This is a genomic window from Lipingzhangella halophila (assembly GCF_014203805.1).
Taxonomy (GTDB): domain Bacteria; phylum Actinomycetota; class Actinomycetes; order Streptosporangiales; family Streptosporangiaceae; genus Lipingzhangella; species Lipingzhangella halophila.
In genome coordinates, this window is the sequence record NZ_JACHJT010000001.1 from 3,456,620 (window position 1) to 3,470,483 (window position 13,864).

14 protein-coding genes are annotated in these 13,864 nt (G+C 69.7%); 9 read left to right on the forward strand and 5 right to left on the reverse strand.

Annotated features, from left to right (window positions below; translation table 11 throughout):
• Window positions 1-79 precede the first annotated feature (79 nt).
• A complete protein-coding gene (locus tag F4561_RS15995) occupies window positions 80-1,228 on the reverse strand; it encodes an RNA-guided endonuclease InsQ/TnpB family protein (protein ID WP_312885304.1) in 1,149 nt (382 codons plus the stop codon).
• Window positions 1,229-1,569: 341 nt separating this feature from the next.
• Here F4561_RS15995 and F4561_RS16000 point away from each other — a divergent pair, with 341 nt between their 5' ends.
• Entirely contained in the window at window positions 1,570-1,920 is a 351-nt protein-coding gene (locus tag F4561_RS16000; protein WP_184579910.1) for an SCP2 sterol-binding domain-containing protein, read from the forward strand.
• 89 nt (window positions 1,921-2,009) lie between these two features.
• Window positions 2,010-3,020, forward strand: coding sequence for an HAD-IIA family hydrolase (locus F4561_RS16005; RefSeq protein WP_184579912.1), 1,011 nt, complete (start codon window positions 2,010-2,012; stop codon window positions 3,018-3,020).
• On the opposite strand, the gene F4561_RS16010 is transcribed toward F4561_RS16005, so the two are convergent.
• Window positions 3,005-3,493: a single-stranded DNA-binding protein gene (locus F4561_RS16010; protein ID WP_184579915.1), complete on the reverse strand. Its 489-nt coding sequence runs from the start codon at window positions 3,491-3,493 to the stop codon at window positions 3,005-3,007. The two genes, F4561_RS16005 and F4561_RS16010, sit on opposite strands and share 16 nt — an antisense overlap.
• Window positions 3,494-4,046: 553 nt before the next feature.
• Here F4561_RS16010 and F4561_RS16015 point away from each other — a divergent pair.
• Window positions 4,047-4,928 (forward strand): SDR family oxidoreductase, encoded by an 882-nt coding sequence (locus F4561_RS16015; RefSeq protein WP_184579917.1) that lies wholly within the window; start codon window positions 4,047-4,049, stop codon window positions 4,926-4,928.
• A gap of 91 nt (window positions 4,929-5,019) precedes the next feature.
• Here the strand turns inward: F4561_RS16015 and F4561_RS16020 are convergent, their stop codons facing one another.
• The 3 genes from F4561_RS16020 to F4561_RS16030 form a co-directional block, all read right to left on the reverse strand.
• Complete coding sequence (locus F4561_RS16020; protein ID WP_184579919.1) at window positions 5,020-5,973, reverse strand: TolB family protein; 954 nt, start codon at window positions 5,971-5,973, stop codon at window positions 5,020-5,022.
• A gap of 279 nt (window positions 5,974-6,252) precedes the next feature.
• The gene (locus F4561_RS16025; RefSeq protein WP_312885305.1) at window positions 6,253-6,846 is read right to left on the reverse strand and encodes a TetR/AcrR family transcriptional regulator; all 594 of its coding nucleotides are present in this window, start codon (window positions 6,844-6,846) and stop codon (window positions 6,253-6,255) included.
• Between the two features lie 204 nt (window positions 6,847-7,050).
• Window positions 7,051-7,548: an SRPBCC family protein gene (locus F4561_RS16030; protein ID WP_184579921.1), complete on the reverse strand. Its 498-nt coding sequence runs from the start codon at window positions 7,546-7,548 to the stop codon at window positions 7,051-7,053.
• A gap of 561 nt (window positions 7,549-8,109) precedes the next feature.
• Here F4561_RS16030 and F4561_RS16035 point away from each other — a divergent pair.
• From F4561_RS16035 to F4561_RS16060, 6 genes are all read left to right on the forward strand, one after another.
• The gene (locus F4561_RS16035) at window positions 8,110-8,448 is read left to right on the forward strand and encodes an Rdx family protein (protein ID WP_184579923.1); all 339 of its coding nucleotides are present in this window, start codon (window positions 8,110-8,112) and stop codon (window positions 8,446-8,448) included.
• Window positions 8,449-8,557: 109 nt separating this feature from the next.
• Window positions 8,558-9,091 carry a GNAT family N-acetyltransferase gene (locus F4561_RS16040; protein ID WP_184579925.1) on the forward strand — a complete coding sequence of 178 codons (534 nt, stop codon included), beginning with the start codon at window positions 8,558-8,560 and terminating at the stop codon, window positions 9,089-9,091.
• A 123-nt stretch (window positions 9,092-9,214) separates the two neighbouring features.
• Window positions 9,215-10,201, forward strand: a complete 987-nt coding sequence (locus tag F4561_RS16045) for an MBL fold metallo-hydrolase (protein ID WP_184579927.1) — start codon at window positions 9,215-9,217, stop codon at window positions 10,199-10,201.
• Window positions 10,202-10,292: 91 nt separating this feature from the next.
• Window positions 10,293-10,826, forward strand: coding sequence for a DinB family protein (locus F4561_RS16050; RefSeq protein WP_184579930.1), 534 nt, complete (start codon window positions 10,293-10,295; stop codon window positions 10,824-10,826).
• Window positions 10,827-11,525: 699 nt separating this feature from the next.
• Window positions 11,526-12,068: an RICIN domain-containing protein gene (locus tag F4561_RS16055; RefSeq protein WP_184579932.1), complete on the forward strand. Its 543-nt coding sequence runs from the start codon at window positions 11,526-11,528 to the stop codon at window positions 12,066-12,068.
• Window positions 12,069-12,304: 236 nt separating this feature from the next.
• On the forward strand, window positions 12,305-13,324 hold the full coding sequence (locus F4561_RS16060) for an endonuclease/exonuclease/phosphatase family protein (protein WP_184579934.1): 1,020 nt from the start codon (window positions 12,305-12,307) through the stop codon (window positions 13,322-13,324).
• Window positions 13,325-13,864 lie beyond the last annotated feature (540 nt).

A 13,864-nucleotide genomic window follows, 5' to 3' on the forward strand; every position in this document is an offset into this window, starting at 1 on the left:
ACTTGACCCGACCGTAAACGACCGGGCTTGGAGGTAGTGTCCAACTGGCTGCTGGGTGGGCTCCTCCGTCCAGACACCCCTATGGGGTGGCAGGGGCGCGTGACGCACGCCCCGCGTTCCACACGCTCTGGCCGCGGTGGGCGAGGACGTGGGAAGCATTGCGGTCTGCGTGGGCAACGACCCCGCATGACCGGCAGATAAAGCGGGCCTGATCGAGGCGGTTGTTCTTCGCGATGTGCTGGCACTGGGCGCATTCCTGGCTGGAATAGGCCGGATCGACGAACACCAGCGGGACGCCGGCGCGGCGTGCCTTGTAGGCAAGGAACCGCCCGAGCTGGGCGAAGGCCCAACAGTGCAGCGTGACCCGTTGGGGCCTGCGGAGCCGTACCCTCTGCCGGATACCGCCCAACTCTTCCGGGGCGATGCCGGCCGAGGTGCGTTCAGCCTCGGTCACGATGCGTTTGGATATGACGTGGTTGACGTTTGCGGCGTGGCGCGCTTCCTTGCGCCGCCGGTTCTTCAGCCGGCGCTTGGCGGACTTGGTGGCCTTGGCCTGGAGCTTGGCCCGCAGGGCGAGTTGACGTTTACGGTGCCGGTTCAGGCCCCGCCCGGCGGCCCGGTAGCCGGTTGAGGTGGTGGCGATGGTGGCGATGCCCAGATCCACGCCGATGAAGGCGTCGGGCTCGTAGGGCTCGGCCTCGCCAACCTCGCACACGGCGACCAGGTAGAACACACCATCGCGCTGGATGAGGTCGGATTCGCCCTTGCGGTACTGCCGCAGCGTCGTCAGCGCGTCCGCCGAGCACGCGAAGCCCACGTTCTTCACCCGGCCCGCGACGGTCCAGATCGACACGGTCTGCGCGTCGTACTGCCAGGACAAACACCGATCGTCATAGGGCTGGGCCGCCTCGACCCGAAAGGCGATCGGCGTGGACCCGACTTTCCGGCGCCGCTTGCTTCCGGGAGTGCCGAGATTCCCGGCCCTGATGTTCGCCTGCAACGTCGTGTAGGCGTCACGAACCTTCTTGATCGTGTGCTGGGCCGCCTGCGCCCCCAACCCACGGGCTTTCAGCTCGGCATAGGTGTGCCTGCGCAACTCGTACTCACGCGGCACACCATGGGCGAAGGCCACACCGGATACCCAGTTCGCGGCCTCGTTGACCGTGCGCAGGGTTGCCTCAAGTGCCGGCGCCTGGGCGGCATCTGGTATCAGCTTCACCCGCGTCACAATCTTCACGAGGGGTGATATTAGCATTGATCTGTGTCACCACACGGGGGAGCCAAACCCCACCACCCGCCGAGGACCCAACGGCCGTCTCCCCTTGCACACACATGGTCCTCGTACCGGAACGGGCCATTCACCAACGAGATCCTGCGCCGCGGACCCCTAGGAACCCACGAATCAGAACGGCCCAGACAAGCGCTTCCTCCCGGGCGTGAACGCCCGGGGCTCCGCGCTAGACCATGCTGAAGTCCGCATGTCGACGATATTCCGTGTCACGTGGTGCGTTCGGCGTTCCGCCAATGCCGCTCACCACCGGTGAGCCACGGCTAGGGCATCATGGAGCCATGACCGGCGTAGCAGAGTGCGAAGCGGCGCTCGCCAGGGCGTCCGACCGGATCGCGCAAGTCGACGAGGCGCGCCGGCGCAAGTACATCCATGAGCGCAGCATCCGTATCACGGTGCCCGACATTGACACGGTCTTCGACATGCGGCTCACGCTGGAGGGCCTGGAGGACGTCACCGCCCGCGCCGCCGGAACACCCGCGCGTCCGGCGCAGGTCGGCATCACGGTCTCCAGTGCGGACCTGATCGACCTCGCCGACGACCGGATGGACTTCGCCAAGGCCCTTTTCTCGGGCCGAGTGAAGGTCAACGCCCCCATCTCGGACATGCTGCGGTTGCGCAAGCTCCTTTAGCCGGACGCATCGAAGGTGACTGAGGCGACGCGGCACACCTGAGCCGAAGTAGCACACACGACAATGACACCGCCAACGCTAGGGTGCGTATGCCTCTCCTTTCCGCAACCCGACCGCTGAACGCCAGCCACGACGCGGCATTCCTCGATCTCGACGGGGTCGTCTACATCGGATCGCGGGCGATCCCCGCGGCTCCCGAGGCGATCGAGAAGGCGCGGTCCGCCGGAACGCGGGTCGTGTTCGTGACCAACAATGCGGCGCGCACCCCGGCCGCCATCGCAGAGCGGCTCCGTGCGCTGGACGTGAGCGCTGATCCGGAAGCCGTGGTGACTTCGGCGGAGGCCGCGGCGCGGCTGGTGGCCTCGCGTGTCCCGGCGGGCTCCCCGGTACTGGTGGTGGGCGACACCGGGCTGCGCCGCGCCATGCACGAGTGCGGGCTGCGCCCGGTGTCGCTCGCCTCGGAGCAACCCACGGCCGTCGTCCAGGGGTACTCGCCGCATCTTGGGTACGACCTGATGGCCGAGGGCGGGCTCGCGGTCTCGCGGGGAGCGCTGTTCGTCGTGAGCAACAACGACGCCACCACTCCTATGGACCGCGGCATCGTGCCGGCCAACGGCTCTGTCGCGCGGGTGATCGCCAGCGCCACGGGTCAGGAGCCGATCGTGGCGGGCAAGCCGATGCGGCCACTGCACGACGAGTGCGTTCAGCGGACCGGGGCACAGGCGCCCCTCGTGGTGGGCGATCGGCTCGACACCGACATCGAGGGGGCGAACTCGCACGGAACGGCGAGCATGCTCGTTCTCTCGGGGGTGACGACGCCCGCCGCGCTGCTCGCCGCACCGCCCGGACACCGGCCGAACTATCTCGCCTGGGACGTCGGCGGGATCAACCTGCCGCATCCGCAGATCCGGGTCGGCAGCGCTGGCGCGGCACACTGCGGTGGCTGGACCGCGACCCCGCACGAGGGGCAACTACGGCTCACCGGCGACGGCGACCGGCTCGACGGGCTGCGCGCCCTGTGCGGCGCCGCGTGGTCCGCCCCGCCGGAGGCGGGAACGGACCTCGCGGCGCACGACGCCCTGGCCTACTTGGGCTGGTGATCGGGCTCCCGCGCGGTATGCCCGCTCCCTGCCGCCGTGACCCGCTGCGCGTTCCGCGCCTCAACCTCGATCACGCTGGACGAGCCGTTCGGTGACCTCCAGAACCTGCGCCGCAGCGCGCCGCTGACCTGGACGAGATCACCGATCCGCCAGCCCCGGGTGGCGTCCTCGATCGACGGGTGGAAGCTCACGCAGGTGATCGGGTCGGCCGGCTGGTTGGGGCGCTGGTCCGCCGCCGGCCGGATCACCGAGATCCGCCATGTGACCAGGTGGGTGCCGCTGGGAAGCTCGCGGACCGCGGGTTCCGCGGTCACCCGGCCGGCCAGCACGACCTCGTTGCGGTGTCCGGCGTCGTCGTGGGGCCGCCAGCCGGACCGCGGCTCGCTCCGCTGGGAGTCGCCACCAACGTCGGGCAGCGGCTCCTGAGCCGGGACCGGGGTGGCGGGGGCTGACGTGCTGGAGAGCTTCGGCATGCTGGTCCTTCCAGTGGAACGTACCGTGCGTGCGGCCGGAGCCTCGGGCACTTCCGGGCCTGCCGGCCTGCATTCAAGGATCGGCGCGCACGCCGCCCGCCGGAAGTGGCGAATCCGCGCCTGTGGACGAACCAGCCGGCCCTCCTCTCGAAGGCGCGCGAAAACCACTTGAGCCGCCCCCGGACCACGTGCAGATTGGCCTTTTGCCTTCGTCCCACGACCGGAGCAGGGAGGTGCCGCGGCGGGGTGCGCCTTCGACGCCTCGACGGGAAGCCGTCCAGGAGCAAGAGCCGAATCCGGGCGCGGCGGTCCAGCGCCGGTTCGCGGCCCCTACCGTGCGCGCATCGCCAACGCCCCGCAGCGGGGCCGGGGTACACCCGCGGACGCGACCGCGGATCCGGCCCGTGTGGCCGCTGCTGCCGAACAGCCCGCGGACCAGCGCAGGGACGCACTCCTCCGGCTGCGATGCCGCGGTGCCGGCGAGGCATCCTGCCCTGCTCCGCAGGGAGCCCGTAACCCAGTCCGCCTGACGGCGGCGTACAACGGAGAACCAATGACCCACGACCAGCCCCTTGCCGTCGAGCACCCCACTGTCAGCGAACTCGCCCGCGACCCGCTTCCGCTCCGGGGCCGGGTTGCGTTGGTGACCGGTGCGAGCCGGCACGATGGCATCGGCTACGCGGTGGCGCGCCGGCTCGCCGGGTTCGGGGCACACGTGTTCTGCCACCATTTCCGGCCCCACGACGCCGCGCAGCCCTGGGGCGGCGACGACGTCTCGGCCGTGCTCGACGGCGTGCGCGAGGTCGCCGAGCAGCACGGGCAGCGCGTGTCCGGGATCAGCGCCGACCTGGCCGAGCCCGACGCGCCCGGGCGGGTCATGGACGCCGCAGTCGCGGAGTTCGGACACGTCGACATCCTGGTGTGCAACCATGCCCGCAACGGCGGGGATGCCCCGCTGAGCGAAGTCACGGCGGCGATGCTGGACGGGCATTGGGCCGTGGACGCCCGCTCGGCGCTGCTGCTGGCCCAGGCGTTCGCCGCGCAACACGACGGCCGCACGGGAGGGCGGCTGGTCTTCCTGACGTCGGGGCAGCGCCAGGGGCCGCTCGCGGGCGAGATCTGCTACGCCGCGGCCAAAGGCGCCCTCGCCGAGATCACCCTCACTGTCGCCGAGGAACTGGCCGACCGGGAGGTCACCGTGAACACGGTCAACCCCGGTCCGGTGCAGACCGGCTACCTCACCACCGAGATGTGGCAGCGGCTACGCCCCATGTTCCCCGCCGGGCGGTACGGCTTCCCCGACGACCCGGCCCGCCTCATCGCCTGGCTCAGCACGGACGAAGCACGCTGGATCACCGGGCAGGTCATCAACACCGAAGGCGGGTTCGCCCGGTGGCGCGATTCCGTCCCGGCCTCGCCACCGGCCTCCAGCTAAGACGCCACCGGCCCCGGTGGCCGCGGCCCCGCGGGCGGGGCGGCCCGGGCGCTGTCCGCAACCGGACCGCCCCAAGCGGACCGCCGGGGGCCTACCGGGGTGCCCAGTCCAGATCCGGCGTTTCGTATCCGGGAAGATCGAAGACCTTCTCGGGCTCCCCCGGGTTCTCCGGATCCGCGACATCCACAAGGTAGATACCGTTGCCGTCGTCCAACTGCGCGGCGAACGCCAGCCACGTCCCATCCGGTGACCACGTCGCGTTCCACACGCCCTCGTGCTCGCGCACGATCGTGTGGCTCTCGCGGGTCTCCCGGTCCAGCACGTTGATCCGCACGATGTCGTTGTGGACGTGCTGCTCCCGGTAGGCCAGGAAGTCGCCCTCAGGGCTCCACTCCAGGCCGGTGATCTCGGTGTCGGTGCGGCTGAGAATGTCGCTGTTGCCGCTGCCGTCGGGGCTGACCCAGTGGATCCGCCACTGGTTGTGCGCGCCCTCGTGGTGCACGTAGGCGAGCCACTCGTCGCGCGGGTCCCAGTCGGGCGAGCGGCCGCCGACAGTGATCTGCTCGGCGTCGTCCCCGTTGGGGGTGTTGGTGTAGATGCCGTTCGTGTCGGGCGGCCGGCGGGCCGAGTGGTCCTCGTAGCTGACCCGCTCCCCCTCAGGCGACCAGGTGGGCGACGCCTGGGCGCCGGTGTCGCGCGTCACGTTGCTGGCCTCTCCGCCTTCGGCGTCGATGCGCAGGATGTTGTGGGGACCGTCGGCGTTGGACCGGTACAGGATTTCGCTGGCATCGGGCGAGTAGGCCGGATCGGTCTCCTCAGCGGTGCTGTCGGTCAGCTGCGCGGGCTCGTCCTGGCCCGGCCGCAGCGTGTAGAGGTTGGCGGCGGTGTCGTCACCGAGGGCCGCCCCGAAGACGATCGGGGCGTCGGGGTAGGCATCCGCGTGGGCGGTCCCCGGGGCGAGCGCAAGCGGTGCGGCTACGAGGAGCGCGGCGCCGGACACCAGGCCCGTCCGGATGCGCGGCTGTTTCGCCGAAATTCGTGGCACGGAGTCTCCTGTTCGGTTCCCGTTGAGCGCGCTCCGGAACGAACCACCGGCGAAGCGCGCGGGCACGTGCTGTCACCGGTAGGAGCCGCGAGACCGCACACAGGTTGGCACGGCGGCCACAGCAGGACACGGGGTAAACGCGTTGCGTCACTTGGGCGTCGGGGGGCGCAACCGCAGGGCGGGCCGGCGTATCGCGGGGGGCGGAGACCGGATTCGGACTCGCGGGCCCCGCCGCAACGCCTGACCGGTTCGCCGGGCCGGGCGTATCGACCGGGGCGCTCAGCGGGCGGGCTCGATCCCGCCGGCCACGACGGATACCAGCGCGGAGGCGGTGTTCTGCGCCCCGGCGGGCTCCGGGGCTCCGGAGAAATGCCGGAAGAACGCGTGCTGCAGGCACGCCCCGAAAAGCAGGGACGCCACCTCGTTCGGGTCGACCTCACCGCGCACCCGCCCGTGCCGCTGCTCGGCGCGCAGGTAGGCGCTCAACGCCTGGTTCGGATACTCGGGGCCGGCACCCAACCGGCGGACCCCTTCGCGGTGCGCCTCCAGCAGGCGGCGTTCGGCGAAGATGCCCACCAGCATTGGGAAGCTCTCGTCGTAGAAGGCCAGCGCGGCCGCGACCACGTCTTCGAGGTTGCCCCGGACGCTGCCCTCGCCAACCTGGTTCTGCAGCCGCTGCAGGGTGGCGGCGAGCTGTGGGAGCCGTTCGTGCAGGACGGCGACGAAGATCTCGGGCTTGTCGGTGAAGTGCTTGTACAGCGCAGCTTCCGAGAACCCGGCGCGTTTGGCGATCTCCTTTGTGGTCGCCCGCGCGACGCCGTCAGTGCGCATAATGTCCGCCGCGGCGTCGAGTATCCGGTCGCGTGTGCCCACGAATCCGCCCCTCGTGAAAGTCGGGTGCCAGTCCCCGTGCCCAAGCGTGGTAAGCACCCACTAACGCTACCGGTCGTGCCCAAGAATACTCCGGTCTTCGGGCCGGAGATGAGCGGCCGCGCCTGCGGTCCGGCCGTCCGCCGGGTTCGCGTACCGAAGCCGCCCTCGCCCCGGCCGCCGACGAGCGTGCTCTCGATAGGCCGGCTAGCTCTCCTTCAGGTTCTCGAAGTACGCCTTCTGGGCCGGGTAGTACTCCTCGAAGGACGGCAGTGGCGAGTCCTCGCGCGAGGCGATGAGCATGTCGAGGTAGTACTCCCAACCTGCCCCGATCTCACCGATGCCGTCGGTGGTCGCCAGCCGGTGGGCGAGGCTCAGCTCGGTCGTGTCGCCGGTTCGGGACAGGTTCAGCTCCATGCGCCAGTCGTCCGCCGAGTCCGTCATCGCGACGACGAGGTGGCGGGGCGGATCGCAGGCGTGGATGCGCAGGTCGCACCATGGCGCCTGTTCCTCGAAGGCCATCTGCACCCGGACCGTCTTGCCGGGCCCGGCCTCGCCCTGCCACGGGCCGAACCAGCGGGCGGTGCGATCGGGCTCGGTGACGCTCGCCCACACGTCTTCGACTGGCGCGCGCACGGTGCGTGTCAGCACCAGGTTGTAGCCCTCGGCCGTGCGATTCAGCACCCCGGTGGGTGTGGTGGTCATACGGTTTCCTCCGCTTTCCGGATCACAACAACCGCTTCGCCGTCGCGCCACGCTGTGCCGCGTGTCCGCCGCGGAGGCTGTGGACCTCCACCTCGGGCGCGGCGAGGCAGCGCGTACTCCCGGCACCGCCGTCCGCTCCGGGAGCCCGGTGGCAGTTGGCGGCCGGGGATTCCGGGAGTAGACCGCCACAGTCGCAGACGCCTCCGACAAAACAGGGAACCTCCGACGCGGAGGCGGCCCTCTCAACCGCCGTGCCTGGCTTCCTGCCACCACCCGGCGCCGTCGGGTGCGCCGCTGCCGCCTTCGCGGTCAGCCGGCGGTTCATCGGCCGCGTGCGGTTCGAGCACCTCGTTCGTGGTCGAGGCCGACGATCGACGGTTGCCTGAGACGGGTCGCGATGTGGGGGTGGCCCATTTCGCGGTGCTCTCCGATGGCACCACAGTGCCCAACCCCCGGTTTCCGTGCCGGGCTGAGAGGAAGTTGCAGTAGGCCCAGCGGGCGTTGTCCCGCGCACAAAGGGCGTCAACCGCAGCGCGGATCCCGCGCTTCGTTGGCTCGCCCATGCCATCCCGGGCCGAAACGCGGCCGGTCCCCCTGGTACGCGATAATCGAGGGGTGACGGCGAGGACACCGCGACTTGAGATCGAGTACTGTACCCAGTGCCGCTGGCTGCTGCGCGCCGCGTGGCTGGCGCAGGAGCTGCTCACGACCTTCGAGAGCGAGCTCGGTGAGGTCGCGCTCGTTCCGGGCACGGGAGGCGTGTTCGAGGTGCGCCTGGACGGCGATACCGTCTGGTCGCGCGCGGAGCGTTCCGCGTTTCCCGAGCTCGCCGAGCTGAAGCGCGAGGTCCGGGACCGGGTCGCGCCCGACCGCGGTCTCGGCCACTCGGAGCGCCGGTAGTGCCACGCGCCGCGTCCACCGCCCCACGTCCGCGAACCGCCATTGCGGCGGGGACAGCGAGAGGCCGGCTCGCGGCCGCTCCGTGACCCGGCCGGGAAGGACACCGGAGTTGATCGAGGTGCGCACCGCCCATACCGCCGACCTGGACGCCGGCACGCTCAGTGCGGCGCGGTCCCTGCTCGACGACGCGTTCGCCGGGGAGTTCACCGACCTTGACTGGGAGCACGCCCTGGGCGGGATGCACGCCCTGGTCTGGCAGGGAAGCGAACTCGTCGGCCATGGTGCGGTGGTCCAGCGGCGGCTGTCGCATGTTGGCCGCGCACTGCGCGCCGGCTACGTGGAGGGGGTCGGTGTGCGACCGGACCAGCGACGCCGGGGGCACGGCGCGGCCGTGATGGGCGCGCTCGAACGCGTCGTGCGGGGCGGCTACGACCTGGGTGCGCTCAGTAGCACCGAGGAAGCCCTGGGCTTCTACGCGGCACTCGGGTGGAAGCTGTGGTTGGGGCCCTCCTCCGCGCTCACCCCGGACGGGGTCGTCCGCACGCAGGAGGACGACGGCGGAATCCACGTGCTGCCCGGGACAGTGGCGCTGGACCTGACGGGCGAACTCACCTGCGACTGGCGGGACGGCGACCTGTGGTAGTCCTACGCTGGCCGGTGAACGCCACTGCGGCACCACCCGGCCCCACGCCCCGGCCGCGCGTCCCTGCCGGCGCGTGAACTAGATTCGGCCGCCGGCAGGTGTCGGTGGGAAAGGAGACGAGGAGTGCACGACGTTTCGGACACCGCCGGGTATCCCGACGGGATCACGCCGCTGGGCAACGAGGTCTTCGCCATCGACACCCGGATGGCGGGCCACCCCGGGATCACCTCGAGCTATCTGATCCGGACCGAACGGCCCTGCGTTGTCGAGGTGGGGACCGCGGGCTCCGCTGCGGTGCTGCGTGACGGGTTGGCGGCGCTCGGGATCGACGCCGAGGACCTGGCCACGATCGTGGTCACACACATCCACCTGGACCACGCGGGCGGGACGGGCGACGTGGCGAGCATGTTCCCCAACGCCGAGATCGTGGTGCACGAACGCGGCGCCCGGCACCTGGCCGACCCTTCGCGTCTCATGAGCAGCGCCCGTTCGGTCTGGGGGGACCAGCTCGACGTCCTCTTCGGCGGAATGCGACCGACCGAGCCGACCCGGATCCGGTCGGTGGAGCGCACCGGCGAGGTCGACCTCGGTGGCGGGCGCCACCTGGTCTCCCACTACACACCCGGGCACGCGAAGCACCACATGGGGCTCATCGACTCGGTCACCGGGGACCTGTACGTGGGCGACGCGTTGGGCGTGTACAACCCCCACACTGGCGACGTCCGCCCGGCGACGCCGCCACCGGACTTCGACCTGGAGGCCGCTCTGGAGTCGTTGCGCCTGTTCAGCGACATCGCTCCGCAACGCCTGATGTTCTCGCACTTCGGGGCGGTCGACACGGTTGACGAGACCATCGACCGCGCCGCCGAGGAGCTGCGTGTCTGGGTCGAAACGGTCCGCGAGGCCCACGGCAGTGCCGGGGACCTGGACCACGCGGTCGCCATGGTGCGGCAGAACGTCCTGGACCGCTACAGCCCGCCTCCGGACGCCGCCTCCGCCGAGTCGGCGGAGGTGATGGAGGTCCTCAGCGGCGTGCAGAGCAATGTCGCCGGCATCACGCACTGGCTCGACCGGCTGGCCGCCGAGGGCCGCGAGCAGGGGAACTCCTGACCACCTGACGAACACACCGGCCGGGACGTCGCGCTCCGCACCGGCGCAAAACCGTTTCCGGGAGTTCGGGCGCGCGTGGCACTGTTAGCGCGTGTCTACCTCTCGTATCGACGTGCTGCGTTGGCAGTTCGATTTGGTGTGGTCGTTGTTCGAGTACCACATGGCCCGCCTTGAACCGGACGACTTCCTGTGGGAACCCACGCCCTACTGCTGGACGGTGCGGCGCGACGACAACGGACTGTGGGTACCGGACTTCGCGGAGACCGAACCCGACCCCGTTCCGGTCCCCACCATCGCCTGGCTCACCTGGCACATTGGCTGGTGGTGGACGACGACCCTGGACCACGCGCAGGCGCAGGCACCCCAAGAGCGAGGCGATGTCGTGTGGCCGGGTGAGGGGCAGGCCACGGTCGCCTGGCTGCGTGAGCTCCGCGTGCGATGGCTGGCGGTTCTGGACGGGCTCACCGAGGCCGACCTGGATGCCACCGCGCCGTTCCCGTGGCAGAACGAGCCGGAGATGACCGTCGCCCACATGATCGGCTGGGTGAACTCGGAACTCATGAAGAACGCCACCGAGATCGGCCAGCTCAAGATGCTTCGTGCCGCTTCCGGCCGTGAGAGCTGACCGCAAGAGTCGGGACGAACGGCGAGGGCTTTCCTGGCGTCATAGAGGCAAGGACGCCAAGCAAAGGAAGCACGAGCGAAGCACACCGGAGAGTCGGAGGGCACCCCGGCCTTCGGCCGTGCGGCCCACCGCAGGCGCAACACGGTGAAGCGAAGCTTCATCCCGCGCAAGCGCGACCGCGCTCGCCCCCCGTTTCGGATCACGGGTCGAGGCGTCCGTCCCGGTCCGGTCCCGCCGCAGGGGCAGGTGTCCAGCCGCTCGCCGCGGCGCTGCCGGAGCCCTGGACCAGCAAATTCGTCGCGCCCCAGCCGCACAGAACCCAACAAAAAGGGAAATAAATCGCATAACCAGAATAGAGTTTATATGAACTCATAGCGATCCGAAGCGAGCTTCGCAATACCACCAGAAGCAGTAACTGCAATACTCATTCTTGCGGATGCCCATAACCTGAAACAGCCAATACTGGCACACAGGAAGCAATAGCACTCTCACCTGGAAACAAAGCGTGGGAGGCGCACAGCGAACACCGCGGACAACGCAGCAGAAGTTTATGGGCATCCAGTTACCGAGGCCAAACTGACAACGGCAGCAGAATTCCTGGATCCAGCACGTTGAGCGTGCAATACTTTTCGCGCCGGACAAGAAAGGGCTTCCGCGACAGCCCCGGCACCCCCTTATCCGCAACGCGACGGGAATTCAATGACCAGGAACCGCATTACCGCGTCCGCCGCCGTCCTCCTCTCCGTATTTACCGGTGCCACGCTGGCATCCGCGCTTCCTGCCGCAGCAGAATCCGGACAGGTGTCCCAGGGAATCGACTACCAGATTCGCTTCGAACCGAACGACGCCCGAATGGTCCCCCTCGGGGGCTCCTCCGCGCGTACCGATGTCCGTGTCTGGCCCCACGATCACCGTGGAATGGACTGGGAGTTGTCCCGTACCGGATCCTCGGGAAACCATGCCACCTACGAGATCCGCAACCTGCACAGCAACCTGTGCCTGGAACCGAAGGACGGCCGCGTCCAATCCGGGCAACGGATAGAGCAGCGAGAGTGCACCGGACGGGACCATCAGGAGTGGATACTGCCGTACATGGGGGACAACGGGCATCACATAGTTCCCGTACGCAATTCCCACCTGGGAGCGACCCTGGAGAATCCCAATTGGACGGGGTCGTTCCTCAAGCTTGGATACCGCAGTTCCGCCAACCCGGACTACCGATGGGACTTCGAGCCGCTGTAACCACCCCCGCCCGCTGAGACTGCCCGCTCCGGAGCGCCCTCCGGAGCGGGCCCACTACTGGGGAGCGCAGTGCTTCCGGATGCCCCTACTGGAGCCGCTGCGCGATTATGCCCAAGCCGGGCCCGGGAGCAGCCCTCAAGTGCGACGATTCGCAAGTCCGATGGCTGAGGGTATTCTGATCTGGCTGTCCGAGCGCATCGGCGCAGCGAGCGTCGTCCGGGGGCCGAGATCCCAGAATGATTCGCAAAATACGATCCGGTGCCGTCCCGCACTCGACAGGGCGGGTCCGCGCCCCGTCTCGCAGGACCGCGGTCGCGGCCGCTATCCTGCTCACCCTGCCGTGGACGGTGTGGCTGCTGGTGCGGTTACTCGGCCTCGAATCGGGCTTCCCGTGGGTTCCCGCGCTCGCCTTCACTCCCTACATCGCGCTCACCGCGTTTCTCCCTCTGGCTATCGCCGCGTACCTGCGCCGTTGGCGTTCTCTCGCGGTCACCGCCGTCGTCGTGGTGGTGTTCGCGGCGTTGCTGGTGCCCAGAGCCCTGACGGCGCCGAACGCCGAGGAAGGGCATTCCGGTTCGCGGCTGGTCGTGCTCACCGCCAACCTGTTGGAAGGGCAGGGGGATCTCGGCGTGCTCGCGGATCTCGTGGAGCGCGAGAAGGTCGACGTGTTGGCCCTCCAGGAGGTCACACCCGAGGTCGCGGAGGCCATGGCCGACATCGGGCTGACCGACGCCCTTCCGCACGACATCGTGGACGCCCGGCCCGGAGTGTCGGGTAGCGCGATCTACGCGCGCCACCCGGTCACCGACATAACACCGTCGGAGGTCCCGGACACGCACACGTTCGCCCGGCCGAGCGCGGAGGTCACCGTCCCGGACGCACCACCCTTCGAGATCACCAACGCCCACCTCGTGCCACCGACGGCTTCCGGCAGCATCGCGCAATGGCAACAGGAGATGGCGGCACTGCCGGAGGCCGACCGCGACGGCCCCCTACGGATCATCGCGGGCGATCTGAACGCCACGCTCGACCACGCGGCCCTGCGCGAGCTGATCGGTACCGGATACCTGGACGCGGCCGCCGAAACCGGTTCGGGACTGGAACTCACCTGGTCGTCCACGAGTGTCTTCCCCGGGCTGACCATCGATCATGTGCTCGCGGACGACCGCATGGCCGTCGAGACCACGAGCGTGCACCCCGTTCCGGGGTCCGACCACCGGGCGCTTCTCGCCAAGCTGACCCTGCCCGCCACGTAACTGCCGTCGCTGTCGCCGGAGGGCGGTACGGCATGGCACGGGGAGGGCGGCCCAGCCCGCCCCACCAAGGGGTGGCGGGCAGACCCTGGTCAGCGGACCATGCTGGCGAAGTGGCGGGACGCCTGGAGGCGGGCCCGTGCCTACGAGAAAGGGGAACCCCTCCCCGTGGAAGCCGATAGGCGCCTTCGGTCGGTGGCACACCGGCCCGGGCGGGGTGCCACCGGCCGGGAAAGGCCGCGCCACTCGCGTACCTGCCGACGCTCGGACGGGCACGCCCCGCGTTCTGTGGGCGCTGGTAGCTGGGTCAGCGCAGCCCAGGACGGTGTGCTGGACCCTGGCGCGTCGCCGAACGACCGCGGGAATGCGCGGGGGCCGGAGGATCGGGCGGCAGCCCACAGCTCCCGGATCCCGCATAGCCGCAGCCGCCGCGGGGGCCCTTGAACCCGTCAGCACAATCGGCAGCAGGGCCCCGGTCCACGCCAGGGGTGTTCTGGTCGCCTTGGTGACAGCTGTCACCAGGGCGGCCAGAGGAGCGGCCGG

What these genes read in the sequence shown, in the direction of transcription:
- F4561_RS16000 (WP_184579910.1), top strand. Translation starts at nt 1,570, where the DNA reads ATGACCGGCGTAGCAGAGTGCGAAGCGGCGCTCGCCAGGGCGTCCGAC.
- F4561_RS16010 (WP_184579915.1), bottom strand. Translation starts at nt 3,493, where the DNA reads ATGCCGAAGCTCTCCAGCACGTCAGCCCCCGCCACCCCGGTCCCGGCT.
- F4561_RS16015 (WP_184579917.1), top strand. Translation starts at nt 4,047, where the DNA reads ATGACCCACGACCAGCCCCTTGCCGTCGAGCACCCCACTGTCAGCGAA.
- F4561_RS16005 (WP_184579912.1), top strand. Translation starts at nt 2,010, where the DNA reads ATGCCTCTCCTTTCCGCAACCCGACCGCTGAACGCCAGCCACGACGCG.
- F4561_RS16035 (WP_184579923.1), top strand. Translation starts at nt 8,110, where the DNA reads ATGCCATCCCGGGCCGAAACGCGGCCGGTCCCCCTGGTACGCGATAAT.
- F4561_RS16055 (WP_184579932.1), top strand. Translation starts at nt 11,526, where the DNA reads ATGACCAGGAACCGCATTACCGCGTCCGCCGCCGTCCTCCTCTCCGTA.
- F4561_RS16030 (WP_184579921.1), bottom strand. Translation starts at nt 7,548, where the DNA reads ATGACCACCACACCCACCGGGGTGCTGAATCGCACGGCCGAGGGCTAC.
- F4561_RS16060 (WP_184579934.1), top strand. Translation starts at nt 12,305, where the DNA reads ATGATTCGCAAAATACGATCCGGTGCCGTCCCGCACTCGACAGGGCGG.